This is a genomic window from Lentzea aerocolonigenes (genome assembly GCF_000974445.1).
GTDB lineage: Bacteria > Actinomycetota > Actinomycetes > Mycobacteriales > Pseudonocardiaceae > Lentzea > Lentzea aerocolonigenes.
In genome coordinates, this window is the sequence record NZ_BBOJ01000008.1 from 32,584 (window position 1) to 58,631 (window position 26,048).

The window sequence follows — 26,048 nt, forward strand, 5'->3', positions numbered from 1 at the left end:
CCATGAGGACGTTGTGGCGCTCTGGTACGTGAACGCCGACGGCGTGAACACCGGCGCGTGGATCGTGCCTGCGGAGGAGGCGTTCACCTACCGCACCACGGCACGCCGTCTGGTCGACCTGTGCGCGGATCGGTTGCTGATCGGCTGGGACCCGTCGCTCGACCTGGTGCGGAGGCTGGAGTCGGTCGCGGGCACGCCGCCGCGGCACTGGGTGGCGCTGTCGATCCCGGACGCGCTGGCCGAGATCGGCGAGATCCGTGCCGCCTGCGAGAAACGGGTCGAGGAACACCGCGCGGAGAACCAGGCGATCGTGCCGTTGGAGTGGCAGGTCGACATCCCGGATCCGTTGCCCGCCACGGAGGAGGAGATGCACCGGTACGCGAGGCTCCGTCCTCCCTCGTTCGCTCCGGGAGCCGCGGCCGGGGTGCTGCGCGCGTGCCACCTGGTGCGGTGGACGGTGCGGCGCTGGCAGGAGACGGCGGCGGCGGTGGAACGGCGCAGCTACCTGAAGGACGAGCTCGGAACGCCGGAAGTGCTTCCGCCGCACTGGTTGCGCGCGATGACGGAGGCGATGGCGGATCATCCGGGACTGCGCAGGCGACTGGTGGGAGGGCGCGCGTGAACGACGTGACGCGGGTGGCCAGGTTGATCCGCGAACGCAACCGGGTCGACGCCGCGCTGTCGGCGTGCATCCGGCGACCGGCGCTGGCGGGACACCTCGGTGACTGGATCGCCGCCCAGGTCTTCGGGATCGAGCTGGAGCAGTGCACGACGGCCAGGGGCGTCGACGGACGGTTCGCCGACGGGCGGACCGTGAACATCAGGTGGTACCTCAAGCGGGACAACCTGCTCGACCTGCGCGAGGACGGACCGGAGCTCTACCTGGTGCTGACCGGTCCGCGGGCGCCGGCGGAGAGTTCGGCCGGCACCACGCGGCCGATGGTCGTGAACGCTGTCTACCTGTTCGACGCTGCTGCTGTTGTGGCAGATCTACGCGCGCGTGGGCGCAAGATCGGCGTTGCGTCCAGCGTGCGAGGTGAGCTGTGGGAGGCCGCGGAGATCTATCCGCGGCGCAACCCGGAGTTCCCCGTGACTGAAGAGCAACGCGAAATGCTGGCCCTCTTCGCCGGCTAGCTAGTCCTCGTCTGCTCGGAGGCTGTGGCCGTCCCACGTGAAGCGGACCGTCGTCACGGCGTCGTCGCCGTCGGTGCCGGTCGTGAGCTGGTGGATCGCGATGCCGGTCAGCTCCCGGTAGTCGCACCACTCGTGGTCCGACGTGAGCACCAGGTCCAGGTCGAAGTTGACCAGCAGCTCCAGCAGCTGGCCGCGGTTGGTGGCGTCGACGCCGACGAACACCTCGTCCAGCAGGATCAGGCGCGGTGAGTTCGGTGTGGCGTGGTAGTGAGCGGCTGCCGCGGCGAACAGCGGCAGGTGCAGCACGATGGCCTTCTCACCACCGGACAACGCGCCGTGGACGCGTTTGGTCACCGGGACCCAGCCTTCGCCGCGATCCACCTTCACAACGAACTGGTGCCACGTCGTGTAGTCCAGGACCTGGGCGAGTTGTTGTTCCCAGCCCGTTGCGGTGTCGTGCGCGCGTGCCTCCTCTACGCGCTCGCGGAAGAACTGGTGCAGCAACGCGCGTTCTTCGGCGTCGAGGTCCGAGCGCAGCAGGAGATCACGGGCCTCGCGGGTGCCTGGTGGAAGTTGCGGATCCACCTGCCAGACGAGCTGCACGCGGATGCCTGAGGCGGTTTGGACGCGTTCCAGGTGCTGGTTCATGGTTTCGACGAGCTCGGAGGCGCCCTGGATCCGTTGGGCGATGTGCCTTCTGGTGTCGCCGGTGAGCGTCTGGTCGAAGAGATCGCGTTCGCCGTCGGTGATGTGTGTGCGCGTGCGTTCGCGTTCGGCCTGCAACGCTTGAAGCAGCGCGGTGGCGCCCATGCGCGCGCCGTCGACGCTTGCGCTCAGCACGGTGACGTCGTCGTCGGGGTCGAGTGACAGGTCGATGCGGCCGGCCAGCTGTTGCTGGGCCTGGTGCACCGCCATGCCGAGGCGGGACTCGGCGTCACGGATCAGCTGTGCGTCGACCGGCCCCTCCGGCACGTCACCCGCGTCGGTGGGCAGGTGGCCGCTGGTGAGGTGGCGATAGCGCGCTTCGGCCGCGTCACGGACGACGGTGGCTTCCGCCGCACGTGCGGTGTCTGTCTTGCGCTTCTCCTCCAACGTGCCGAGTGTGCGCGCCAGACCAGTTTGCTTGTACTGCAGCGTTTCGCGTTCCTCGGCCAGGGCGAGTGCCTTGGTTCGCAACGAGATCAGCTGCTGGTCCAGCGCGTGGAACTCGGAGCCCGCAGACCGTTCGACGGTCTCCAGCGTGATGGCGAGGTCGGCGGCTTCCTGCTGACGAGCGGCGGCGGTCTCCTCGGCCTCGTCGGCGAGCGAACCGCTCAGTGCGGCGCGGCTCAGGGCGTCGTGAGAGATCGCTTCTGCCGTGAACGCGTCATGGCGGTCATCCAGCCAACGGTGACCCGCGTTGTGGAACGCCGACACCGCCTCCGTGTCCGGCACATCGGTGTCGATGGCGCGGAGGGTCTCGGCCACGGCGGCCTCGGTCTCCGCCACCCGCCGGGTCGCGGCGGCCACGGCGTCCTTCCGCGCCGCACACCGCAACTGGGCCTTCGTGCGCTGGTCCTCGGCGATCTCGATCGGGTCCGTCGACGGTTGCCGGGAGAGCTCGCCCGCCAGGGTCGCGCGGCGCACGGCGATCAGGTTCAGCGCGGCGTCCACCCCGGACAGGTCGGTCGCCAGCTGCTCGATCAGGCCGGTGAGCTCGGCGATGCGGCCCGCTCGTGCGCGTTTGCGGGAGTCCGCGCCGATGTAGGCGGGGGCGGGCTTGGTCCAGCGGCCGTGGGCGATGGCGAGGCGCCACGTCCCGTCCGCGCCGATGGCGGCGGTGTGGCCGGTGGCCGTCTCGCCGAACGCGATGCCCTGGAGGATGCGATGACAGCGGTCGTCGTCGGTGACGAGCACTTCCAGCAGCGTGCGACCGGGAGCGGGCGAAGCGAGCAGTGGTTCCGCGAAACGGTCGTGATCGGAGAGGCCGAACGAGGTGCCCGGCGTGAACCAGGCGTCGAGCAGGCCCGACGCCTCCAAAGCGGCCTCGACTGCGGCGCACACGGCCGGTGGCGTGCCAGGCCGGAAGTCGACCAAACGCCACAAAGGGGCGCCCCCGGCAGAAGAACGGTATTCGCCGTTGCGCGTGTACGGCGCGGGCGGCGGCACGTCGACCTGATTGGCGAGCTTCTCGCGGATGGCGTTGTACTGCGCGAGTTGGCCGTTCAACGCCGTGCGCGTCTCGTGCAGTCGTGCCTCGATGCGGCTGAATTCCTCACGGGCGAGGGCGCCGGCTTCCGCTACCTCGTCGTGTTCGGAGACCCGCAGCTCGGAACAGCCGTGTGTCCACGTTTCGAAGTCCGCACCGAACTTCGCAAACGCTTGCTCGAACGCCTGCTGCGCCACGGCTTCCGCTTCCGTGGCCAGTTCGAGCTCTTCACGAGTCTCTTCCAGCCGTTGGCGTGCAGCATCCCGTGCGTCGACCGCTCTCTCGTGCGCGGCAACGGCACGCTGGACCGAACTGATCTCTGCGGTGCGTGCGTCCACGGCGGCCGTGAGCAGCTGACGGCCCGCACGTGCGTCGGCGTCCGCGTCGATCTCGTCGAACACCGACGGCATACCGGCTCGTTCGGCAGCCTCTCGGGCCTCCGCGGCCGAACGCCGCAATTCGTCGGCGCGACCAGCGGCGTCTGCCTTGGCCTGCTCGGCCTGTTCGTCCTCGGCAACGGCCCGAGCACGGAGCTTCGCCGCGTGCGCGGCCGCCTCCGACGCGCGGAGGTTCGCGGAAGAAAGCTGCTGTCGCAACAGGTCGAGCTGCTTGCCCTCCTGGTAGGCGGGCAGGTCGGAGATGCCGGCGATCTCGGCGTCGACCGCGCTCGCCTCGCGTCCCAGCGCCGTGAGCTGCTCGAACGCTTCGTCGGTCAGCGCGATCTGCCGCTGGTAACGGCGCTCGCTCATCCGTGCGGCCCGCGTCAGGTCTTCGAGCTGCTCAGAAGAAGACGACAACGCATGGGCAGCCGCACCGAGAACGCGCTGCGCATAGGTGCGTTGGACGTCCGCGAGCCGTTCGGCGGTGGCGATGTCCTCGTCGAGCCGCCGCAGCTCCTCCCGCTGGTGGTCGAGCCGTTCGAACCCTTCGGCGATCTCGGTGAGATCGGACTGGTCCAGCGGCGGAAGCGCCTTGGACAGCAACGAGGACAGCATGCCCGGGTCGAGCCGTTCGGACAGCTTCGGCGTGCGCAGCTGCAGCAACGCCGTGATGAGCGAGTCGTACCGTTGCTCGCTCACGCCGGGGAACAAAGTCGTCCGCACCGTGTGGCGGTAATCCGCCGGTGAGGCGTGCACGACGCCGTGTTCACCAATCGCCGCAACGAGATCGTCCTTGGTCAACGGCCGACCGGCTTCGTTCACCAGCGCCAGGTCGCCCACCCGCAACGACGTGGTGAAGTACGTCGCGGTGACGTTGGAGGTGTTCGTGGTCGCCTGCAGCCGGGCACCGCAGGTGAACCACTCCTCGCCGTGCTGGAACTCCAGCCAGAGGTAACCGACGCGCGTGCTGCCCTGGTTGCCCTCGCCCATGAGGTTCCAGTGCATGGTGCGGTCCGCGCTGCCGAACGTCGACAGCCGGTGCGGGCGCAGGTTCGCGTCGAAGAGGTACGGCAGCAGCAGCTCGAGCGCTTTCGACTTGCCCGTGCCGTTGGGACCTCTGAGCAGCAGTCTGCCCTGGTAGAACGAGAAGATCTCGTCGTAGTAGCGCCAGACGTTGATGATCCCGGCGCGACTCGGTTGCCAGCGGTCAGTCATGCAGCTCCTCCACCGCGTACCTGGCCGCCGCGGGCAGCCTGCGAACGGTGCCGTTCTCCGTGCGCGCGAGCCCGAACGCCTCCAGCAGCGCGAGCCCTTCCGCCGCGAGCCTGCCCGCACCACCGTCAGACTGGTAGGCGGTGGCCCAGTTGCGGAACTTCGTGAGCAGCTCGCGTGCTTCTTCGACGAGATCCTCGAACCGTGCGGGACCTTGTGCCAACCGGTCGAGCAACAACAACGCAGCGACCTTCGCGTTGCTGTCGTCGTCCGGAAATCTTGTGTCCGTGGCGATCGCGTCAGGATCCACCACGAGAAACCCCTCGGCGCGTTCCTCCAGTGTGCAGCCGGCGAGCCCGATGCCGGTCTGCACGACCTTCCGGCCGGTGGGAGACGTCAGGAACGCGAGCTGACTCGCGGTGAGCTCGTCCCGGTACACCACGGGATCGTCGATCAGCCGGCGCATGGTGGAGTGCCGTTGCCACAGGCTGCGGTGCGCGCTCTCGTACCGGGTCTCGCGAGTGAGGTCCTCGATGCTGTCCACTGTGGAGGGCGGTACCGGCGCGGCCAGCAGCCGGGTGATGAGCGACGGGTCGGCACGCAGGTGTTCGCCGCCTTCGATGACACCGTTCTCCTCGAGGAAGGTCAGCACGTCGGCCAGCGCCGTCCTGTCGCTGCGCCGGTCGAGGTCGAACGACGGGAGCCCGTCCGCGGCGGCGGCTTGCTTGATGCGCGTGGTCAGCACGTCAACGGTCATCGTCGGAGACGCCAGCAACTCGGCACACACGAGACACAACAACACGTACCGCCGCCTGTCGAACAGCGGTCGTGTGCAGTCCGGCCGTTGCGTCGTCTTGAAGAGACGCGCGTATCCAGCGCGTGGCTCCACATGCACACGCCAGCCACAGTAGTAGTCGAACCACTTCATGATCGGTTCGCGACGCCTTCTGATGAGATCGAAACCGTCGTAGTCGTACACAGCGGAGACCAACGGCCGTGCGAGCAACAACCGCACACCGCGCGCCACCTCCTCGCTCTCCAACCGTGCGAGCTGGTTTCCGGTTCGGCTCATCGGCTCTGCACGTCGATCACGTAGTCGGGCCCGCTCAACGTGCCCTTCTGGGTGGTGATGGTCGCCCAGCCGCGGGCGTTGCGGAGGTTGATCTGCATCCGCCCGTCGCTCGTGCCGGCCGTGCGCGTGCCGGTGCTGTCCGGGTCGCTGCCGAGAGCCCGTCCGACCAGGTCGATCAGCCGGTGGAACGTGTCGTGGTCGAGGTTGGTCAGCGTGGAGATCCGGATCGGCCCGTCGGTCTGGATCTGCCGCCACGCGTGTTCGAGCTCCGCACGTTCCTTCTCGGCCTGCACGCGGCGGTTGCGGCGCACCTCGTCGACGTTGCGGACCTTGCCGGTGCTGCCGATGTGGTCCTGCTTGCCGGTCGTGCGCAGCTGCGGCGACACGGCCACCGGTGGCGTGTTGTGCCAGGGCTCAGCGCTCGGGATCAGCTCCCCGTCGGCGTGCGCGATGTGAGCGTGCCGCGCGGGCCACAACCCGAACGCCGCGTTGAACAGCTCGTGCGCCTCGTCCTCGGACTCGGTCCTGGCGAACCACTTGGCCAGCGCCCTGAAGTCAGCGGCGGTGTTGGTCGGTCTCTTGCGCTGCTCACTGATCCGGTCGAGTACACGCAGCAGCTGCACAATCGCCCTCCGCGCAACGTCCTGCAGTTCGTCGACGTTGTGAAACCACGCCTTGAGGCCGTCCCACGCCCGTGCGCGCTCATCGAGCCAATGCTCGCCCTGGTAGAGATCAGCACCGTTGCGCGCGCGTTCATGCAACTTGACGACGTCGATGTCGCTGATCTTCGCGCGCACGTGCTGCTTGCGCGCGTCGAGGTCCGCAACGAAGTCCCGCAGGTAGGTGACCGTGGTGCGCTTGACGTCCTGAAACGTTGCCAGGTCGGTCTGCTCGTCCCTGAGCAGCCGCTGCAGGTCCGCGTTGAACCGCGTGGTGTTGGTCCTGAGGGCGCCGAAGTGCGCTTCGAGCTCCATCAGGGCGGTGAACGCCCGCCGGTCGTCCGTAGTCTCCGCGAGCTCGTCGAGCCGGTCCGAGATAGCGTCGAGCACCGAGGTCTGCAAAGACCCGCTGCTGGTCAGCGTACTCAGCGCGTGCTCAACCCCTGCGAAAGCCGCCTCGCCGAGCTTGGTGAGCCCGTACCGCTGCTGAGCCGAGTCGAGCAACCCCCACTGACGCAGAGCAGTGAGCGACGCGGTCAGCTCATCGTCCGTCACCTGCTCGGACCAACCAACGTGCCTCAATCGTTGCTGCACGTCGTCGGCGGTGAGAACGGTCTCCAGACGCCCGTTCGCCACCCCGAACACGCGCAGGACCGCTGTGTGCAGCTCCGCGTGGTCGGTCGTGGTGAAGCGGAACAGGTCCGCCGGCACCCGTGAAAACGTCGTCACCTGTGTCACCGTACTTCCTTCGGGTGACACGGCCGTCAGGGCGACAGGTCGTCCAGAAGATCGTCCAGCACCAGTTCCTCCTCGACGCGACGTCCTGCCTGGCTCATGGCCGGTGCCAGCGCCGGATCCCAGAGGGCTTCGACCGGCGTCCCGGTGAGCGGGCGCCCGACGTCACCCGCGGCGAGGTAGGACGCGGTGTCGAAGCGCCACGCGGTGAAGGGCACACGGCCGTGCAGCACGTTCGCGATGCGAAGGCCGCCCCAGTCGAAGTCGCCGTGGTAGTGCAACGTGCCGTGCGCGGAGACGATCAGACGGAGCAGATGCATCACGGCGGCGCCGGGCTGGCCGCTCGTGCAGACCAACGGCGGGCAGGAGGGCCCCAGGTGGTCCGCTGCCGCCGCCACGACGACGGGGTTCTCGCAGACGAACACGTCCAGCGGAGCCAGACGCGGGGGATCACGGACGAGCTGGCGCAGCGTGAGATGCACTGGTTGGCCGATCCACGCCTCCAGACCTCGGTGCCCGGTGAGGCCCAGGGTGAGGACCGTGGTGGACAGTTCGTCCCGCATCAGGCCGACCGATGCCCACACCTCGCGCCGCCATTCCGCGCCGCTGCCGTCCGGCAGGCCGGAGAGGACACGGGCAGCACGCAGCGCCAGTGTCGCCAATGGCCGGTCATCGTCCAGGGCGTGGGCGTCACCTGTCGTGCGTGCCGCGAACCTGCCGATGGGCTCGCCCTGCGACGGCAGGTGCCGCAACACGACGTGCAGCGTGGTCAGCAGCTCCGCGGCGAGCTGTGGGGCCGGTGCGAGGCGTTTGACGAGGCCGCCGGCTCGCAACGACAGCGCCCACTCGGTGAGGCGCGGATCTGTCAGTTGTGCGAACGCCTTGTCCCACATCGCCTCCAGGTCGACGGCGTCCGGAAGCGGGCCGGTCAGTTCGAGCACCGCCGACGCCAGACCGTCCGGGTGCGCACCGGATCGGCGCAGCAGGTCGTCGACCGCCGGCAACGACACGCTCAACGCCCGGCCTGGGCGTGGGGCACGACCGAGCAGGCGGTGCACGGCCTGGCGTTGAGCCTCCGTCGCGTTCGGCAGCGTCACGCTGATGTCGAGCGGCTCGTCCCGTTCGAGGCGTTTGCGCACCCGAGCGACGAGCCAGGCCAGGTCCTCGCCACCGAGCAGGCGGTGCAGTCGCGTCATCCGGCGGCCACTCTGATGCGGCGGTGGCCGGTCCACTCCCACGGGGTCACCAGCACGGCCGGGATGTCGTCCGTGCGGGACAGCTGGGCGATCGCGAGCCCCGGCACCTCGGGGTAGCAGCCCCACTCCCGTTCGCTCGTCATCACGACGTCCAGGTCGAACGCCGCGAGCAGACCCATGCACTTCGCTCGTGAGTCGTCGTCGACACCCGCGAACGCCTCGTCCAGCGTCACCAGCCGCGGCGCGTGCGGATTGCCCGCGGAGGCGTAGTGCGAGGACGCCGCGGCGAACAGCGGGACGCTCGCCGTCAGCACGCGTTCACCACCGGAAGCCGGGCCGATCGCGGTCCGCCACTGGCCGTTCTGGTGGCGCTGGATGACGAACCGGTGCCACTTGCGGTAGTCCAGCGCCTCCGTCAGGTGCTCCAGCCACGTGCCCGCCGCGTTGCGGGCCCGCACGTTCGCGATCTCGGCCTGCAGGAACTCGCCGACAGCCGACCGGTCCTCGTCCGACCAGGCGTCGGAGGTCTGGCGCAGCAGGCGTTCGCGGGCCGTGGCCAGTCCGGCCGGGCCGTCCTCGACCGGCAACCACCTCAGCCGCAGGCGCATGCCGGTGCTGGTCGGGCGGCCGTCCAGTTCGGCGTTCATCCGCGCCACCTGTTCGTCGGCGGCGGAGATCAGTTCCTGGAGGGTGCTGGCGACCTCGTTGACGAGGTGGTTCTCCAGGATCTCGCGCTCGCGTTCGTCGAGGATCCGGCTGCGGTCGGCCACCTCGACCCGCAACGCGTCGGTGAGCTCCGGTGTGCTCGTGGCGCGGCCCTGGAACAGGACGTCGACGACGATGCCGTCGTCGAGCAACCTCGCTGTCGCCGAGTTCCCGTGCCGCGACAACGTGTCCATCAACGTCTTCAGCTCGTCGTTGACCTTGCGCTGGACGCGTTCCCACGTCTGGTCGTCGTCGGCCTGCTCGGCGAGCTCACGGTCGATCGTCCTGGCCAGCCGCACGGTCGGGTCCGGCGCCCACGACGTTGCGGGATCGGGAGTCGTCAGCCCGGGCAGTGCCACCGCGAGCAGCCCGGTCGTGGCGAACCGTCGCAGTGCCTCCGCCGCCTCGGCACGGTTCGCCGTCGCCTCGTCCAACTGCGCGCCGAGAGTGTCGAGCTGTCCCTCCGCCTTGCCCCGGCTCGTGAGTGCCTCGGTACGACGGCCGTCCGCGGCTTTGCGGTCGTCGCCGCACTGCCGCATCGCCTCCGCCACCTCGGCGAGCTGACGTTGCAGCTCTGCCACCGCGGAACCGACGGTGGCGGCCAGTGTCTCGTGGTGCTCGGCGGCGGCTTCACTCGCCACTGCCGCTTCCGCGGACTGCTCCTGCCGTGAGATGTGGTCCTCGGTCGCGGAGACGAGTTCGCCGCGAGCGCGCTCGTCGTCACGGATCGCGTCGCTGTGGCGGCGCCGGGCCGGCCAGAGAGCGGCGACGGCGACGCGGTACCGGGCCAGGGCCTCCGACACCGCTTCCAGCTCACCGCGAGTGGCGGGCAAGCCCACCTCGGCGGCTTCCTCCGCCAGACGGCGTTCCGTCGCACCGAAAGCGGTGTGGGTTTCGGCTCGCTTCTCTTCCGCGACGCGCCAGCGTTCGGCGAGGCGGTGTTGTTCGCCGTCGATCGCGTGCACCGCCGCGTGGGCCTTGCGCAACGCGGTGTCGTCCGGGCAGGCCGCGATCTCGGCGGCGAGGATCGCCCGCCGTTCGCGCACCGTGCGTTGCTCGGCCGCGATCGTGGCCAGTTCCTCCTGCACGGCAAGGAGTTCTGCACGCAACTCGGCAAGCCGGGCCAGCCGGGCGGCCTCGCGGGCACTGCGGCCGATGAACTCCGCCGCGGGCTTGCGCCACGCGCCCTCGAGCACTCCGATGCGGAACCGGCCGGTGAGATCGACCCAGTTCCTCCCGCCGCCGACACCGATGGTGGCGAGGATGGCGGACACCTGGTCGTCCGCTCGCAGCACCGACGTCAGGTTCGCCGGTTCGGCCTCGGCGGCGCGCAGGAAGACGTCCTCGGTGTCAGGCGAGATCAGTTCACCGTCCGGGGTCACCCAGGCGTCGAGCAGCCCCGCGCCCTCCAACGCGGCTTCGAGTCCCGCTCGCTCGTCGGCGGAGAGCTCGTCGCTGAAGTCGATCAGCTGCCACAGCGGAGCGCCTGGCCTGCCGTCACGGCGTGCGCGGCGCGTGTGGGGGACGGGTGGCAGGCTGTCCTCTCCCGCCTCCAGCTTGGTGATCTCCTCGCTCAGACCGGTCCCGCGAAGCCGTGCCGCGGCCTCACGCGTCCTCGTGCCGGCTTCGGCGTCCGCCAGTGCCGCGCTCGCGGCGTGCCCGGCGGCGTCCACGGGTGTCTTCACGGGGTTCGGTCCGTCGAGCGTCTCGACCCACAGCTCCAGTTCGGCGGGCACTTCGGCACGCAGCTCGACCGTGCTCGCCAGATGCCGGTGAGCTGCGGCGACCAGCGCCCGGCCCTGTTCCTCGACGGCCTCGGCAGCCTCGGCGCGGCGCTGGGCCACGGCATCGGCTTCCGCCGCGAGCTCGTCCACCCGCTGTCTCGCCTGTTCGAGCTTCGCCTTCGCCTGCTCCACGGACGTGATGAGCCCGCCGACGTGCCGGACCGCCCGGTGCTGGCGCTCGGCCGCGCGATCCGCTTCGGTGCGGTCGGTCAGCACCGCTTCGTCCAGCAGTGCCGCCTGAGCGGCCTCGGTCGCCGCCGCACGACAGCCTTCCAGCGCTTCCGCTGCTTCCTGGAGGCTCGCGGCCGCGTCACTCGCGAGTCTGGTGCGATAGCCGACGGTTTCGGCGGCCTTGGTGGCTTCGCCCGCCAGCCGACCGGCCTCACGCCGGAGCCGTTGCGCTTCCAGGGCAACCCGTTCCAGCTCTCGCGCGCTGCGCATCTCGGGGCTGGCCCGCAGCGCTTCGTCTCGGGCCCGCAGACGCGCCGCGTGCTGTTCGAGCTGGTTGAGCTGCGCTTCGGCCGCGTCGAGTGCTCGCTGTGCCTGCGCGTGTGCTTCTTGCGCCGCCGTGAGCTCGCGGTTGACGCGTTCGTAGTTGGACTGCGCGTTGCGTGGCTGCCCCGCGCGCCTGCGTGACGCCACCCGTGCATAGCACTGGTAGTGGCCGAGAAAGGACTCCGCCGCGTCACGTGCCTCGGTCATGGCGGCGAGGGCGTCGCGGTCCTCCTCCAGGCTGCGGAAGGCCTCCGCGACGTCGGCGATGACGGCCTGGTCCAGGGGCGGAAGGGCCTCAGTCAGCGCGTTGGACAGCGCCTTCTCGTTGGGGCGCTTGGACAACTGCGGTGCGCGCAGGTTGATCAGCAGGTCGACGAGAGCGGCGTAACGCTGCTCACCGAGTCCGAACAGTGCCTCGTCCACCGCACGCCGGTAGTCACGGGCCTTGTCGTAGACCGTGCCGTGCTCACCGAGCGCGTCGGCGAGCCGATCCCGTGCGAGCGCGGTGGTCGTGGCGTCGACCAACGAGAGATCCTGCCCGATCCGTTGGTGGGTGACGAAGAACCAGTGCCTCGCGATGCCGCGGCCGGACACCGCCTTCAGCCCGCACCCGATCGTGCGGTACTCCGCCGTGCCGTCGTCGTCGAGCCGGCCGAACTCCAGCCAGGTGTAGCCGAGCCGCTCCGGGTGCGGGTGCGCGCCGCCGAGCAGGAGGTTCCACTCCATCCGCTTCTTCGGGTCGGCGTCCGGTTCCACGCGATGGGGTGACAGTTCGCCGTCCAGCAGGAACGGCAGCATGAGCGCGAGCACCTTGGACTTGCCGGTGCCGTTGTTGCCGCGCAGCAACAAGCGTCCGTCGCGGAACCGGAACTCTTCCTGGTCGTAGTAGAAGAGGTCGACCAGCCCGGCCCGCAGTGGTTGCCAGCGTTCGCGCGAGGGAAGGGGCAGCACGTCGGTCACCTCGTGGTGGTGATGGTCGGTTCGGCGAGGGCGTAGCGGGCGAGCGCCGGTCGGGCACGAACCCGGTCGTGGTCCCGGGTCACCAGGTGCAGCGCCACGAGGCGGGTGAGAGCCTGCTCGACCAACTCGTCCTCGGAACCTGGTTCGGTGGCGTTGCGGCGCCAGTACGACTTGTGTTCCCGTGCCAGCACACGCACCCGTTCGTGGAGGTCTTCGATGCGCACTTCCACTTGTGCGGCAAGGTGTTCGGCGACGAGCAGCGTGACGTGTCCCTCCGTCCCGCTCTCGGGCATGCGCACGTCGGTGAGATCGTCCGCGGGGTCGATCATCGCGATGCCCTCGGCGCGGACCTCGGCGACCAGGCCGGTGAGTTCGCTGACCTGCCTGGTGAGCGCGGCACGCTGACGTGTCAGGTAGGCCAGCTCGTCTTCGCTCAATTCGTCGTAGTAGAGCACCGGCTCGTCCAGCAGCTGCCGGGTCAGCCGGTGACGGATCGCGCGGTTGCGCAGCTCGTCGCTGTCCGGCACGACGTCCGCGGACAGCTCGGTGAAATCGAGTTCGTCCATTGTGGACGGTCCGCGCCGGGTCGCCAGCATCGTGGCCAGCACCCGCCGTTCCACGTCGTACAGCACGTCACCGGTGTCCCGCACGAACGCGTCTTCCTCACCCGCGACCTTGCTCAGCACACCGAGGTCGAGCAGCAGCCGGACCACGGCCACCAGGTCCGAGCGTTCCTCCCGGCCGGTGAGCGTGAAGTCGATCCCCAGCTCCGGATCGGCAGCCCCCATGACCACCTGCCCTGCGAGCCGGCCCAGCGTGATCTGCGCGTCCGCCCGTTCGAGCGACGCCAACGCCAGACAGGTCAACACGTACCGCCGGCGGGTGAACGGCAGTTTCGACCGCGTGTCCCGCGCGGGATGGCTGGGGTCGTCCGTGGTCGCGGCGATCTTCACCAGCCGCGCCACCTCGCTGTCGACGACCAGCCGCCAGCCGGTGTTGAGGTCGAACCACGCGCGCAGTTCCGTCTCGTGCTTGCGGACCAGTCGATACTCCTCCGCCTGCGCGCTCGCCCGCAGCAACGGCCGCCGCAGCAACGCCCGCGCCGCTCTTCGCCGGTCGTCGGCCTGTGACGCGGTGAGGGTGTCCGACAACCGGCTCACGCCGACCACTCCTCGGGTTCGGCCGCGGTCAGGTCGACGATCTCGATGACGTGGTCGGGCCCGCGGAACGTTCCGGCCGGCGTGTGGATCTCCGCGAAGCCTTCGTCGAGTGCGGTCAACCTGATCTCCAGCGTGCCGTCGGACGTGGCCGTGGAAACGTGTCTTTGACGCGGTCCGCGAGCGGCCAAGGCGTCCCCGAGCAAGCCCAGGAACAAGGAGAACTCGGCCGGCTCGAGCGTCCCGACCTCGCTGAGCCTCGTCGGCCGGTGCGTCACCAGCCGCTTGCGCGCCAGCTCGGTCTCCTCAGCCTGCCGCGCCGCCCGTTCCGCCAGGATCCTGCGCTGGTCGGACCGGTCGACGATCCGGTTGGGCTTGCCGCGCCGCTCGTAGCTGCCCGTCTTGCGCAGTTGCGGGCTGATCAGCAACGGCGGCGCGTCGTACCAGGGCGTACTCGGCGCGACGGGCTGCTCCTCCCGTTCGGCCAGCGTGTCGGCGTCGACCGTGAGATGACGCGCCGACGACAACCCGAAAGCCGTCCGCCACAACCGATGCATCGTGGCCTCGTCCGGCGCCTGCGCGAACCACCGCGCCAGCGTGCGGAAGTCCGCCGACCGGTCCGACCGCCCCGCGCGCCGTTCGTTGAGCGCCGACACCACCTGCAACAGCGCCGGAATCGCCGCCCGCGCCCGAGCCCGGAGCAGCTTCGCCTGACTGGGATGCTGCGGCTCGCTGACGAACCACTGCCGCAACCCGAGCCAGCGTTCCCGCCACAACGCCAGCCCTCGTTCGAACTCTTCTTCGCGCCCCTGCTCCTCGCCTGGCGCCGCGTCCTCGGCCTCCCGCGCCGCGGCCATCACCAGCAGTGGCTCGGCGTCGTCGATCTCCGTGACGAGACCGGCGATCTCCGCCCCCGTGGTCACCAGGTCCTTGATGAACCGTTCGAGGTAGTCGATCAGCTGGTCCTTGTAGGCCCGGAACGCGTCGACGTCCACGTCGTGCAGGTCGATCGACCGCTGCAACGACCCCATGAACGCCTGCGCGTTGTCCGCGAGATCCGTGAACCGGCCCACCAGCCCCCGCAACAGCAGGTGCACCTTGGCCGGATCGGGCTCCTCCTGCCTGGCCAGCTCCAGCAGAGCCCGCAGCTGCGTGACGATGTCCGTGAGCGCGACGGCCTGCAGCGCACCCCGCCGACCGAGCGCCTCGTCGTACGTCTGCAGCGCCTGCTCAGCCGCCTCACCCGCCGCCGTCAGCTGGTAGAGGAAGCGAGCCCGGTGGAAGTCCTCCACCGACGTGACGCGGCTGGTGTCCGGGTCGGCGCGCAGGTTGCCCCAGTCCTTCAGCCTGCCGAGCGCGTCCGTTAACGCCGCGAGGTCCGCGTCCAGCTCCAGGTCCTCGGGCCGAAGGTGCACGACGAACCGCCGCTTGGCACGCACGAACTCCCCCATCACGGCGCGATAGAGGTCGACGTTCGGTGCAGTCAGGTGCGCGAACGGCTGATAGTCCGGCATGCGGGTCAGTCTGCCAGGAGGGTCTGACAGTTTCGGAACCGAACGGCGGTCAGCCGCGCAGATACGTCGTGACCCGCTCGCTCGCCGGCGTGATGCTCGGATGTCGATGTTCGGCTGAGCAGGTCGACGTGACGACCTGCTCCGGTCATCGCTGGAACTCGGGAGCGAGCTTGTCTCTCGGCTGGGTGGCGGTGGCTGACCGGCGGTTGCGGTACAGGAGGTAGGTTCCGACTGCGGCCGCGCCCGGGATGCCTGGAAGGCGAAGCCTGTGCCCGAAGACAAACCGATCAAGGACATGACCATGGCCGAACTCCTGGCCAACCAGGTCGACCTGGAACCGGTCGAGCAGGCACAACGCGCCGAAGAGGACTGATCAGCTGGTGCGGCTGAGCAGTTCGGTGACGGCGTGCGTGAGCCGTCCGTGGTCGGCCGGGGCCAGCGTGGACCACTGGCGTCCGTCGCCCGAGGCGCGGCGGGTGAACTGCCAGCGGCCGTCCGGGGTGTCGTAGAACGACACGGCATACGACCCACGGCGACGAGGGCCGAGTCCGCTGTGCTGGCGCTCGCGGCAGGCTGCGCCGAACTGGCCCATGCGCACCACGTTACCCAGCACCGAGGCGACCAGACGGGCGTCGGGTCGCGGAATCCGGGCGTCGACGAGCAAGCTTTCCAAGCGGCTGGAGGACTCGCCCGCCCGTGCGGCGGCTTGGTCGAGCACTTCGGCCGGGAAGCTGACGGACCGGGCTCGCGGCGTCGCGTGCTCCGGCAACAGTGTCACGACAGACCGGGGCAGCGCGCTCTCGTCGATCTGCTGCAGAGTGAACTCGTCGGCGGTGAGCACCGCGAGCACCGCGTACCGGCCGGCTCCGGCGGCGAGCGCGCGTACCCGTGGCCCGTTGGGATCAAGCCGTAGCCGGGCGTCGACCTCCCGTTCGGGCCGGGCCAGCATGCGCAGCCAGCCGGCCAGCGCGCCGTCCAGTTCGCCGCGGTCGGTGTAGCCCCTGTCCTCCAACGACTCCCACGCCACGCGGTGCAGCGACCTGCGTTCGTCGAGCGAGTCGCCGTGGCTGTTGATGGCCAGGATGGTGGGGAACTCGCCGAGCTCGAGGCGCTCCCAGCACAGGTCGAACTCCAGCCGGGACAACCGGTATCTCACTGCTGGTCGTCTCCGATCACCGGCGGTGCCACCGTCGGGAAGGTGCCCTCGCCCCACACGTCGTCGAGTTCTTCCAGGTACGGCGCGGACTTGTGCTCCTTGTCCTCCTCGTCCTGGCCACGCTGTGGCGCACCCGCCATGCCCATACCTGGCGTTCCGGCCGCACCCCGCGAACCCGCCGCCGCACCCTGCCCGCTGCGGCCGGTCTGCGCCGCCTCGCCGAACGCACCGACCCCGGCCGCGAGGCCGCGGCCCAGCTGTCCGGGTTGCTGACTGGTCACTCCGCTGCCGGGCCGTGGGGTGCCCACGCCGGAGCTGCTGCCGCGCGAGCTGGTGCCCCCGACCGGAACCGAACCCTGCGGCGGTCGCATCGTCGGCGGAAGAGGGCCGCCGGTCGGCGGTTGCGGGTTCGGTGTTGGCTGCAAGCCGGGTGGTGGCACCGGTTGTGGCGTCGGGCGCGGCAGCGTGTCGGCGGGCGGCTGATAGTTCGAGGAGCCCGTCGTGTCGTTGTTGTTGCCTTGCAACACCGGCGGCGGCGTGACGGTCTGCTGTTGTTGCTGCTGTTGCTGGGGCGGCGTGAACTGCTCGCCGGTCGACGTGGAGTGTTGCTGCGAGCTCCACTGCTGGGAGTGTTGAGTCTGCGAGTTCGACGGCTGCTGGATCGGGGTCTCCGCAACCTGAGCGGTCACCTGCGGCGGTGGCACGAACATGCCGATGCTCGTCACCGAGGACGAGGCGCCGTCGCGGTAGGTCTTCATCACCCGCACGGCCTCGCGCTTGGCCTCGTTGGCCTTCTGCTCTTCGATGTCCTGGTCGGTCTGCCCGCCGACCAGATGCGTCATCCCTGCCGGAATGCCGAAGTAGTCGTCGTTCGCGGTCGAGGACACCTGCACTGGCGGCGGCATCCCGTTCTTCGCGCCGTGGTAGAAGGACTGCTGGGCCTGGACTGAGTGGTGGGTCTCGGCCCCCGCCGCGCGAGCGTCTTCGGCGAACTGGGCCAGCGGAGCCATCGCACCGGAGAACGCCTCCCCGGCGGCGCCCACCCAGTCCACGCCCGCGTCCCGGTAGGCCGCCTCGATCTCGGCCTTCGCGTTCCCCATCACCGCACGAAAGCCGTTCCACGCGTCGTCCACGGCCTGAGCGAAGGACGCGCCGTCGTTGGTGTGAATCTTGTCGTACAGCTCCTGGTGCGACTTCGCATCGAAGTTGTAGTCGCCGATCACCGCGACCCCTCCCAGCCCTACTTCGCCAGGTTCTGCATGGCGGCTTCAGCCAGCTGCCGCGCCCCGTCGCACGGCTTCGGAAACCGGTCCCTGAAACTCGGGCTGACCGAGAAAGTCGCCAGCAGGTACTGACCGTCAGCCACATCGACCATCACGTCACAACGATCTTGGTCGGACGGGGCGGTGACGGAGATCGCTGGGAATGTGGCGATCGGTGCGGTTTCCTCTGCTTGCCCGGTGCGCTTGCCGCTGGTCCACACCTCGATCCCCTCGCTGGTCACTGGGGCAAGTCGGCTATCGGCACCCGTGACGGTCCACGAGCAGTCCTTGGCCTTGAAAGCTGGAGCGTTTCCCGGCCGCCCAGCCTCGTCGATCTTGAGCGGTGGCAGCTGCTCTGCCGTCAGCAGCTGACAGGGGTCCTTGCCATCGAGCTTGATCTCCCGAGGGCGAGCCGATGGCGGCTTGGTGGAGGTCGACTCCGTGGTCGAGGTCGCGGTTACGGGGGTGGGAGTCCCGCTCCTGGAGTCGCTGCAAGCCGTGATGAACGTGAGCACGGTGACGCTGGCCAGCAGGGCGGGTGCAGATCGTCGCATGGGGCTCAGACACCCCTGTTCTGCTGTTGCATCGCGGTGGTGTTGACATCCTCGGCCAGGTTGTAGGTCCTGGCTATCTTGCTCAGTTGGTCGATGGTGAGATCGAGTTGGTCCACGAACTGCTTGGTCACGTCAAGAGCCATGTCGGCGTTCTCCGCGAAGATCCTGGCAGCGTCGACAGATACCTCGTCTTGAGCCAGCGGCCTTGCACGGAGACTGTCACCCTCAAGCTTCAGGAAGTCCCGAACACTGTTGCGCACGGCCTCAAGGCGAGCCTTGAGGCTGAGCACCTTGCCGGGTTCGACACGCATGGTCACCGGACCGCCGGTGGACGGCCCGGAGCTTCCCCCGTCGGGCTTGGCTGCGTAGAACGGCATCGAGTTCCTCCCCTGAACCTGGATGCACGTGCTCAGCTCTCTTTGGCATCTAACGACCGCCACGCGGGGTAGTCAACCCATCGACCACCAACGTGGAATAAAAACACACTAAGTGGTTATTCATGGAGATCCTCCAAGAGGCGTACCGCCGCGGTGGCCGGATTTCATGCCATGTCAGTTGGTCTCGATCTCTCTGGTTACTTCTAATGGGTGCGTGTCGCGGCTTCTCGGCTTTCGTGCCCGTACCGCTCACCACTCCGTGCTACCGTGACTGCGCGCAATCGTGCGAGTGCGGATTGCAATGCCAGTGAGGTCGGGAGGGGCTCGTGGCTGGCTATCAGGTGGTTACCGCAGCAGTTCGCAAGGAAGCTGCCAAGTGGGACGAGTTCGCCGACGAAATAGGCCCTGTGCGCGATGCGATCGCCTCGATGACGTTGGATCCGCTGGCCTTCTTCGTGCTGGACGCGATCACATTCGCCACGATTCCGCTGAGGCTGCCGGCACCTCCGGAGGAGCTCGCGCGCTCGTACGAGGACATGCGCTCGTTCGTCGAGAAACTACTCGGCGAGGCACAAACCGAGTTCGCCGAGATCGCCGGGGCGCTCGTCAAGATCGCCGACACGTACGAGCAGGCCGAGGCCGTCGTCGAGCTCGAACTCGACCAGGTCTACTGAGGGCAGCGGGAGTGGCCATGACCAGTGCGGACTCGCAGTACCCGGCGTTGATCCAGGCACTCGAGGAAGCGTTCAAACTGGTTTATGAAGCGGTGAAACTGCTCATCGACAACTTCAACAAGGGCATTCACAACGTCAACACCAACCCGCTCATCTACCTGGCGCCGGACATCTTCGGAAAACTGGACCAGGGCCTGAACACGCTGCGGGACTGGGTGGACAAGTTCGCGAAGGCGACAGAGCAGTTCTTCAAGCATCAGGTTCCCGTCATCGCACTGATCAAAGCAAGCTTCGACTGGCTCACCCAGATGCAGAAGCCTGTATCGGACATCGCCTCGCGAGTTGGCGACTTCGAGCAGAACAAGAACTACGGCGAGTGGACCGGCCAGGCTGCCACCTACTACAGCGTGCAGGTGGTCGCGCGGCAGCAGAAGGCGCTTGACGCGCTGAGTCCGAAAGCGGAAGCGATCAGCAAGTGGCTCACCCAGGTGGCACAAGCGAACATCAAGTTCCTGAACACGTATGCCGCCCGGATCGGTGACATCGCCTCCAGCGCGGTCGCCGCTCTCATCTCCGCCGGCACGATCATCGGTGCGCTGGAGGCGATCGGCGACGCTGCGGAGGTGTGCGGGAAGCTGGTCGACAGCGCTGTCACCGTCTTCGGCGACAGCGTGGAGTACTACAGCCAGGCGATGAGCTTCATGCGCGATGCGGTGAGCACGCGCACCAGCACCGGTGCGTTTCCCAGGGACGCATGGCCGCAGGCGGTGAGCTGATGACCGACCTGAGCGCACTGGCCGCCGACCTGCGCAACATGAAGCTGGCCGAGGTACGCCTGCCGGAGATTCCCATCGGTCCGCAGCGACCGTCGCCGGAGCTACCCGCAGGGCCCTCCGACGAGTACACGGCGGCAGATGCCTCGAGGTCGTTGCGGGTGACCGTTGATCCAGAGGGCATGGTGCTGCGCTTCGAAGTTGCCGGTTCCTGGCTCTCCAGGCTTCCGGCCGCAGAGTTCGGGTCGGCGCTGATGGCGGCCTATCAGGACGCGTTGTGGATCGCTGCCGCGGTCGGACGTGAGGCGCGCCGAAACCGGCCGGAGCAGGAAGCGCCGGTCAGCTTCGAGAACTGGTCCGGTGCTGAGGACCTGGAGACGTTCCTGGCGAAGACCAAGGCCGAGCAGGCCGCGATCGGCCAGAGGTTGAGTGACGCCAGGGAGAACGCGGCGAGGGTGTCGTACGACGTGACTGAGCTGCGCAGTCCGTACGGGTTCGTGACGCTCCAGGTGCGCACCGGCGCGCTTGTCGGTCTGACGGCGAACACCGACACTATTTCCCGAGCGAATCCCGGTCAGGTGCAGCAGGACCTGTGGGAGGTGTTCGGCGACGCGGGCCTCAGATCGAACCGTGCCTCGGCGCCGGTGAGCAAGCCGTCGCGCAGGCGGCCGCAGGTCGAGGAAGACCCGGAAGAGGACCTGTGGAAAGGGTTGGGACGCAAGTGAATCGGTCGGTGAAGATAGCGGGCGTGCTGCTGCTCGCGCTGAGTGCCGGCGCGTGCGGAGGCACGAACGTGCGGCCGATCGAGCAGCCGACGTTCACCACACCGACCATCCCCGCGGCCGCCAAGTACAAGGCGGTGCCGACCTGCAAGCAGATCGAACAGAAGGTGCAGGGGTTGCCGAAGTTCCGGTCGGGCAACGAGAATCCGTCGCCGTTCGTCGACATGTTCACCGGGTGCGAGTTCCAGAACATTCCCGACTTCCCGCGCATCGGGCTGGACATCTCGGTGTGGCGCGATGAGCCGGGCAAGGCGAAGGCGCGCGAGCGGTTCGACGACTTCACGGATCCGGTTGACGACGGGCCTGCCGACGTGGGCGTTGGTGAACAGGCAAAATGGCAGAACGCCAAGGACAACGACAGCTGTTACCTGATCATCCTTGACGCCAACGCCGTGCTGTTGCTCAACAACAAGCCGTCCGAAAAGACGAATCCGAGATCGGAGGAGTGCCGGGGCAGGCTGAAGGAGCTCGCTGGGACGTTTTACGCCGTGGTTCAGCCGAGCTGACGGATCTCCAGTGCACGGGCGATCTCTTCGGTTTGCACCCGGCTGGTCGCAGGGACACCCGGCGTCCTGCTTCTTGGGTGTCCGCTTGGATGTGCGGCATGACCGAACACACCGACGCCGTGATGGTGGACCTCGCGCGAAAGATCTCCGAGTGGGTCGGTGACGGCAAGGCGGTTACGTCGAAAGGTGTGCTCAGGCCCGGAGATCTGCGCGAGGCGGCCTCGGCGCTCGGGGTGACGTTGCCGGAGAGGTTCCGGTCAGGGGCCGACGTGCCGGGCTGGCACGTGCCGTGGTCGGCGGCGCTCGGTGCCGGGATGCTGGTGATCGAGCGAGGCCGGGTGGTCGCACGGTCGGTCGAGGTCACCCAGGAGGTGTGGCTGGCCGGGTTCGTGGCGGCGCTGGCGGCGTTGTGCCGGGACGAGGAACTCGTTGGAGCCGCACGGATCGGGGAACGGGCGCTGGCGTTTCTCTCGGCGCATGGGCCGTGCACTGGTTATGAGCTGTACCAACACCTTCTCCACCGTCGGGATATCGGCAGCGGTCACTGGCAGCTGCTGGACGCGGCGGGCTACGAGAAGTCGGGTGATGCCCTGCTCGACCTGTTCCGGGGCTTTGGGGCCGTGCGCGGGCCTGCCGAGCTCACGAAGCTGGGTGAATGGGTGTTGGCCGAGATGGGCAAGCGTGGCGACGACGTCGTGCGCAGGGAGGTCATCTCCGCCGAACGGATCTGTCAGCTCAAGATCTCGTTGGAACGCATGTCGTGGCCGTGTTGGCGCCGGGTGCTGGTGCGGTCGGGTGACCATCTGGGCGAGTTGGACCGCGTGATTCAGGCCGCGATGCGGTGGGACGACGACCACCTGCACGCCTTCTACGTCGGGTCGCACCGGTACGGCGACCCCGGCTTCGACATGGAGGACGAGTACGAGGTCGCGGTGGGTGAGGTGTTCACCAGGTCGCGGAAGACCGTCCGGTACGTCTACGACTTCGGGGACGACTGGCGGCACGAGATCAAGCTCGAACGGGTGCTCGACGCCGAACCCGGCGTGACCTACCCGGTCTGCGTCGCCGGTGCCGGAGCCGTGCCGGTCGAGGACAGCAGACACCGGACGATCAAGTTCGATCAGGAGGACATCAACCGGCGGCTTGCCGGGCTGCCGGCGGAGGAAGGAGAACCGATGCTCGAGAAGGTCATCGAGATGATCGTCGTCGACGCGTACGGCGAGGACGAGCAACTGGGCTCGTTCCGGACGGTGTTCGAGGACGCGGTCGAGATCCCGATCAAGGCCACTGTGCTCGGTCACCAGATCGAGGTGCTGGAGTTCGACTACAACGAGCCGCTGCGAGGTGTGTTTGCGAAGTGTCGCGAGGGTGAGGTCTCACTCGTCGACGTCTGCTTCCCACCGGACACCGTGGCGGCCTGGATTCACGCCGCCTACCGGGACTTTCTCGGGCTCGAGCCGTTTCCGGCCACGCCGCGGCCGGACTGGACCTACCCGAACTGAGGACCTGGTCCCGAGCAGGTCGAACTGACGACTACGGCAGGATGGCGACGTGGGCAAGCGCAACCGTGAAAAGCGAGCCGCGAAGAAGAAGACCAGGGCGAATCGCAGCCCGACTCCACCGCGGCACGGCGTTGACGGGCACGAGGAGATGTGGGCGCCGCCTCCGGCCGTGTCCGCGGAGATGGTGGCCGAAGCGTTGAAGGAGGCGGCTTTCGCTCGCGCGTTCGACATGGACCACGTGGACAGGTGCATGGCGGATCTCGCAGGTCGCAGGCCTGTTGCCAATCCTCGGACGGTGGCCATCGGTGCCAAGATCGTGCTGGGCGCGGTGGTCGACCTGGTGTGGAAGAAGGGCTGGACGCCCGTCGACCTTCGCGAGCACGTCCTCCGGATCGCCGACGCGGCGGCTGGCAGCCTGCTGATCGACGTGATCGCCGAGGGCATGGCTGGGCATTCTCCGTCCACTGTGGATGAACGGTGGGCTGGGCAACTGCGCGGTATCGGCGCCGAGGTCTGGTGGGAGCCTGGTGTGCCACAACTGTTGCAGTGGGCGGATCGCCGCGGGGTCGATCTCGAGTTCGCGTTGCGGACCACGATCGTGTTGGTCGACGAGTTGATGAGGTTGCCCGAGCTGCCGTGCGTCATTCCGGTGCCGGGGTCGGCGGCCGCGCGGTCGTCCGCGTCGGTGGGTGGGGTGGACCAGAAGGTGCTGGCGCGGGTGCGGGGCCTGTTGGCCAAGGCGGAGTCCACGCAGTTCCCCGAGGAGGCCGAGGCTCTTTCGGCCAAGGCGCAGGAGCTGATGAACCGGCACGCCTTCGAACGTGCGGTGCTCGACGCTGATGAACACCGCGAGCAGACGGCGATCTCCAGCCGGTTGTGGCTCGACGCTCCATATGTCGACGCCAAGTCGCATCTGGTCGCCGCGATTGCCCGAGCGAACAGGTGCCGGTCGGTGTTCTACCCCCGGTTCGGGTTCGTCGCGCTGGTCGGTGAGGCGATGGATCTGGAGATCACCGAGCTGCTCGTCACCTCGCTGCTCGTTCAGGCGACCCGTGCGGTGGTCGCGGAAGGCAGTCAGGTCACCAGGACCGGAACGTCTCGCACCCGGTCGTTCCGGCAGTCCTTCCTGGTCTCGTACGCCACGCGGATCGGGGAACGGCTCGAGGAGGCCGGTGCTCGGGCGCACGATCCGGTCGAGGACGAGCGGCTGCTGCCGGTGCTGGCCGAGCGGTCGCGGGTGGTCGAGGAGACGTTCGAGACGATGTTCAGCGACCTCGTCCAGAGGTCGACGGCCGTCACCAACGGTGCCGGCTGGGAGGCGGGCCGGGCGGCCGCCGACCGCGCGGACATCAGCATCGAACGCAAGGCCGTCGACGTCTGATCGTCACGGATCTGGTGAACAGAGGGCTGCACGGTCCGTGAGCAGGCAACCCTCGTCCGGCCTATATACCCCCACGTCTGAGCGCTGAGAGCATTTCGGTGGCCGATGTAATCGGGGGGTGCCGTGCGCGAGGACACCGACGTCGTCATTCTGGGCGCTGGCATCGCCGGCACGATTCTGGCCGCCGTGCTGGCGCGGGGCGGGGTGAAGGTCGAGGTGCTCGATGCCGGGCGACATCCTCGGTTCGCCATCGGCGAGTCCACCATTCCGCACACCTCGACGCTGTTCCGGCTCATCGCCGAGCGGTACGACGTGCCGGAGATCAAGTATCTGGCCACGTTCCACGGTGCTCGGGCCAACGTTTCGGCCAACCACGGGATCAAGCGCGGGTTCAACTTCCACTGGCACGAGCCGGGGAAGCGGCAGGATCCCGAGCTGGCGCACCAGTTGCCCATTCCGAGCATCATGCACACCGAGACGCACTTCCTGCGGGCGGATCTCGACCACTGGGTGATGCGGGTGGCGGAGAAGTACGGTGCCGTTGTCCGGCAAGGGGTTCGCGTGACCGGTGTGGACCTTGGCGAGTCGGGTGTCACGGTCACAACCGAAACGGGTGTCACGCGTGCCCGGTTCATCGTCGACGCCAGTGGGTTCCGGTCCGTGTTGGCGTCCACATTGGACCTTAGGGACAAGCCTTGCCGGTTTCGGCACCATTCGCGGTCCATGTTCACGCACATGGAAGGTGTGGTGCCGTGGGAACGGGTCGCGGCAAGCAATCCCGGGCCGGTGCGGGGGAGTCAGTCGACGCTGCACCACATCTTCGACGGTGGCTGGATCTGGGTGATCCCTTTCAACAACCACCCGCGGGCGGGCAGCAAACTGGTCAGCGTTGGCATGACCGTGGATCCGCGGAAGCATCCCCGTCGTGATGTGCCGGCCGGGCTGGAGTTCGCCGAGTTCATCGAGCAATACCCGGACATCCGGGATCAGTTCTCCACAGCGCGGCCGGTTCGGGACTGGGTTGCCACTGATCGGCTGCAGTACTCGTCGTCGCGCACGACCGGGCATCGGTGGGCACTTGCGATGCACGCCGCCGGGTTTCTCGACCCGCTGTTCTCCCGCGGGTTGTCGTTCACGATGGACTGGATCAACGCCTTTGCCTGGCGGCTGTTGGACGCGCTCAAAGAGGACGACTTCTCGGTTGAGCGTTTCGAGCCGGTTGAGAGGCTCACCCGCGAGCTGCTCGACTACAACGACGGGCTGGTCGCCAACGCGTTCACGTCCTTCGGGTCGTTCGAGTTGTGGGACGCGTGGGTGCGCATCTGGGCGTTGGGGGAGCAGCTCGCGTTGTTCGAGTGCAATCGCAGCTACGCCCTGTTTCGCGCTACGAGGGATCCGGCGGTCCTCAAGCGGTTGGAGGACGTGGCGCCGCACGGGTCGTTGCCGGACATTCCCGAGGTGCGGCGGTTCTTCGCGTGGGCCTACGCGCAGGCCGGGGCGGTCGGTGACGGTGTCAGGCCGGCAAGGGAGGTGGCCGCCGAACTGCTCACCGGTATGGCGGAGTCGAACTTCTCGCCGCCTGAGTTCGGCATCGTCGATCCTGCCAACCGGTTCTTCACGGCCACGCCCAGGCGGATTCCCGGGGTGTTGCGGTGGGCTGCCAGGGAAGCGCCTGAGGAGATCGGGCGCAATCTCACGCAGGCGATCAAGTTGTTCGCCGCGATTCGGTTGCACCCGGAGGAGTTCAGCGTTGCCGAGGAGGTCAAGCAGGTGCTGGCGCGGGTTCCGGGGTTGGGCAGGGCGCTGCGCTGACTCGATGGGGTGATCCGCGCGGCGGCGTCGATCAAGAAAGGCTTCACGTTGCGCCGTTCGGGCTAACCTCCCGCCCGT

Annotated in this window: 20 protein-coding genes; 9 read left to right on the forward strand and 11 right to left on the reverse strand. The window is 68.3% G+C overall.

The genetic code is table 11. The features are described from left to right. Positions 1-13 precede the first annotated feature (13 nt). Positions 14-622, forward strand: a complete 609-nt coding sequence (locus AOM45_RS16690; RefSeq protein WP_156093884.1) for a DUF6218 family protein — start codon at positions 14-16, stop codon at positions 620-622. Further along, the gene (locus AOM45_RS16695; RefSeq protein WP_030468379.1) at positions 619-1,134 is read left to right on the forward strand and encodes a hypothetical protein; all 516 of its coding nucleotides are present in this window, start codon (positions 619-621) and stop codon (positions 1,132-1,134) included. The genes AOM45_RS16690 and AOM45_RS16695 overlap by 4 nt, the downstream gene beginning before the upstream one ends. Here AOM45_RS16695 and AOM45_RS16700 read toward each other — a convergent pair whose 3' ends face one another. From AOM45_RS16700 to AOM45_RS16750, 11 genes are all read right to left on the reverse strand, one after another. Continuing rightward, positions 1,135-4,917 carry an SbcC/MukB-like Walker B domain-containing protein gene (locus tag AOM45_RS16700; RefSeq protein ID WP_030468378.1) on the reverse strand — a complete coding sequence of 1,261 codons (3,783 nt, stop codon included), beginning with the start codon at positions 4,915-4,917 and terminating at the stop codon, positions 1,135-1,137. Further along, on the reverse strand, positions 4,910-5,986 hold the full coding sequence (locus AOM45_RS16705) for a TIGR02678 family protein (RefSeq protein ID WP_030468377.1): 1,077 nt from the start codon (positions 5,984-5,986) through the stop codon (positions 4,910-4,912). The genes AOM45_RS16700 and AOM45_RS16705 overlap by 8 nt, the downstream gene beginning before the upstream one ends. After that, the gene (locus AOM45_RS16710) at positions 5,983-7,374 is read right to left on the reverse strand and encodes a TIGR02677 family protein (protein WP_030468376.1); all 1,392 of its coding nucleotides are present in this window, start codon (positions 7,372-7,374) and stop codon (positions 5,983-5,985) included. The genes AOM45_RS16705 and AOM45_RS16710 overlap by 4 nt, the downstream gene beginning before the upstream one ends. A gap of 35 nt (positions 7,375-7,409) precedes the next feature. Continuing rightward, positions 7,410-8,576, reverse strand: a complete 1,167-nt coding sequence (locus AOM45_RS16715; RefSeq protein WP_051783619.1) for a TIGR02679 family protein — start codon at positions 8,574-8,576, stop codon at positions 7,410-7,412. After that, positions 8,573-12,511, reverse strand: coding sequence for a TIGR02680 family protein (locus AOM45_RS16720; protein WP_236703716.1), 3,939 nt, complete (start codon positions 12,509-12,511; stop codon positions 8,573-8,575). The genes AOM45_RS16715 and AOM45_RS16720 overlap by 4 nt, the downstream gene beginning before the upstream one ends. 5 nt (positions 12,512-12,516) lie before the next feature. Further along, a complete protein-coding gene (locus tag AOM45_RS16725) occupies positions 12,517-13,680 on the reverse strand; it encodes a TIGR02678 family protein (RefSeq protein WP_030468373.1) in 1,164 nt (387 codons plus the stop codon). Continuing rightward, on the reverse strand, positions 13,677-15,191 hold the full coding sequence (locus AOM45_RS16730; RefSeq protein ID WP_030468372.1) for a TIGR02677 family protein: 1,515 nt from the start codon (positions 15,189-15,191) through the stop codon (positions 13,677-13,679). Before AOM45_RS16730 ends, AOM45_RS16725 begins: the two co-directional genes overlap by 4 nt. Positions 15,192-15,564: 373 nt before the next feature. After that, entirely contained in the window at positions 15,565-16,347 is a 783-nt protein-coding gene (locus AOM45_RS16735) for an ESX secretion-associated protein EspG (protein ID WP_030468371.1), read from the reverse strand. Next, a complete protein-coding gene (locus AOM45_RS16740; protein ID WP_030468370.1) occupies positions 16,344-17,570 on the reverse strand; it encodes a PPE domain-containing protein in 1,227 nt (408 codons plus the stop codon). Before AOM45_RS16740 ends, AOM45_RS16735 begins: the two co-directional genes overlap by 4 nt. A 17-nt stretch (positions 17,571-17,587) precedes the next feature. Then, entirely contained in the window at positions 17,588-18,163 is a 576-nt protein-coding gene (locus AOM45_RS16745; RefSeq protein WP_081902199.1) for a DUF3558 domain-containing protein, read from the reverse strand. Positions 18,164-18,168: 5 nt separating this feature from the next. Beyond that, positions 18,169-18,540, reverse strand: a complete 372-nt coding sequence (locus tag AOM45_RS16750; RefSeq protein ID WP_156093883.1) for a PE domain-containing protein — start codon at positions 18,538-18,540, stop codon at positions 18,169-18,171. A gap of 326 nt (positions 18,541-18,866) precedes the next feature. Here AOM45_RS16750 and AOM45_RS16755 point away from each other — a divergent pair, with 326 nt between their 5' ends. From AOM45_RS16755 to AOM45_RS16785, 7 genes are all read left to right on the forward strand, one after another. After that, the gene (locus AOM45_RS16755; protein ID WP_156093882.1) at positions 18,867-19,214 is read left to right on the forward strand and encodes a hypothetical protein; all 348 of its coding nucleotides are present in this window, start codon (positions 18,867-18,869) and stop codon (positions 19,212-19,214) included. Positions 19,215-19,231: 17 nt separating this feature from the next. Beyond that, on the forward strand, positions 19,232-19,990 hold the full coding sequence (locus AOM45_RS16760) for a hypothetical protein (protein WP_059362541.1): 759 nt from the start codon (positions 19,232-19,234) through the stop codon (positions 19,988-19,990). Next, positions 19,990-20,712: a hypothetical protein gene (locus AOM45_RS16765; RefSeq protein WP_156093881.1), complete on the forward strand. Its 723-nt coding sequence runs from the start codon at positions 19,990-19,992 to the stop codon at positions 20,710-20,712. The genes AOM45_RS16760 and AOM45_RS16765 overlap by 1 nt, the downstream gene beginning before the upstream one ends. 8 nt (positions 20,713-20,720) lie before the next feature. Beyond that, positions 20,721-21,275 (forward strand): hypothetical protein, encoded by a 555-nt coding sequence (locus AOM45_RS16770; protein ID WP_156093880.1) that lies wholly within the window; start codon positions 20,721-20,723, stop codon positions 21,273-21,275. A 98-nt stretch (positions 21,276-21,373) separates the two neighbouring features. Then, positions 21,374-22,777, forward strand: a complete 1,404-nt coding sequence (locus AOM45_RS16775; RefSeq protein WP_051783615.1) for a plasmid pRiA4b ORF-3 family protein — start codon at positions 21,374-21,376, stop codon at positions 22,775-22,777. 49 nt (positions 22,778-22,826) lie between these two features. Next, positions 22,827-24,158, forward strand: a complete 1,332-nt coding sequence (locus AOM45_RS52900; protein ID WP_030468362.1) for a DUF2786 domain-containing protein — start codon at positions 22,827-22,829, stop codon at positions 24,156-24,158. Positions 24,159-24,281: 123 nt separating this feature from the next. Beyond that, positions 24,282-25,970, forward strand: coding sequence for an NAD(P)/FAD-dependent oxidoreductase (locus tag AOM45_RS16785; protein ID WP_030468361.1), 1,689 nt, complete (start codon positions 24,282-24,284; stop codon positions 25,968-25,970). Positions 25,971-26,048: the final 78 nt, after the last annotated feature.

Bases quoted from the DNA above. Each gene is read 5' to 3' on its own strand.
- AOM45_RS16705 (WP_030468377.1), bottom strand. From the start codon at position 5,986: ATGAGCCGAACCGGAAACCAGCTCGCACGGTTGGAGAGCGAGGAGGTG.
- AOM45_RS16775 (WP_051783615.1), top strand. From the start codon at position 21,374: ATGACCGAACACACCGACGCCGTGATGGTGGACCTCGCGCGAAAGATC.
- AOM45_RS16700 (WP_030468378.1), bottom strand. From the start codon at position 4,917: ATGACTGACCGCTGGCAACCGAGTCGCGCCGGGATCATCAACGTCTGG.
- AOM45_RS16730 (WP_030468372.1), bottom strand. From the start codon at position 15,191: ATGCCGGACTATCAGCCGTTCGCGCACCTGACTGCACCGAACGTCGAC.
- AOM45_RS16765 (WP_156093881.1), top strand. From the start codon at position 19,990: ATGACCGACCTGAGCGCACTGGCCGCCGACCTGCGCAACATGAAGCTG.
- AOM45_RS16715 (WP_051783619.1), bottom strand. From the start codon at position 8,576: ATGACGCGACTGCACCGCCTGCTCGGTGGCGAGGACCTGGCCTGGCTC.
- AOM45_RS16745 (WP_081902199.1), bottom strand. From the start codon at position 18,163: ATGCGACGATCTGCACCCGCCCTGCTGGCCAGCGTCACCGTGCTCACG.
- AOM45_RS16750 (WP_156093883.1), bottom strand. From the start codon at position 18,540: ATGCCGTTCTACGCAGCCAAGCCCGACGGGGGAAGCTCCGGGCCGTCC.
- AOM45_RS16760 (WP_059362541.1), top strand. From the start codon at position 19,232: ATGACCAGTGCGGACTCGCAGTACCCGGCGTTGATCCAGGCACTCGAG.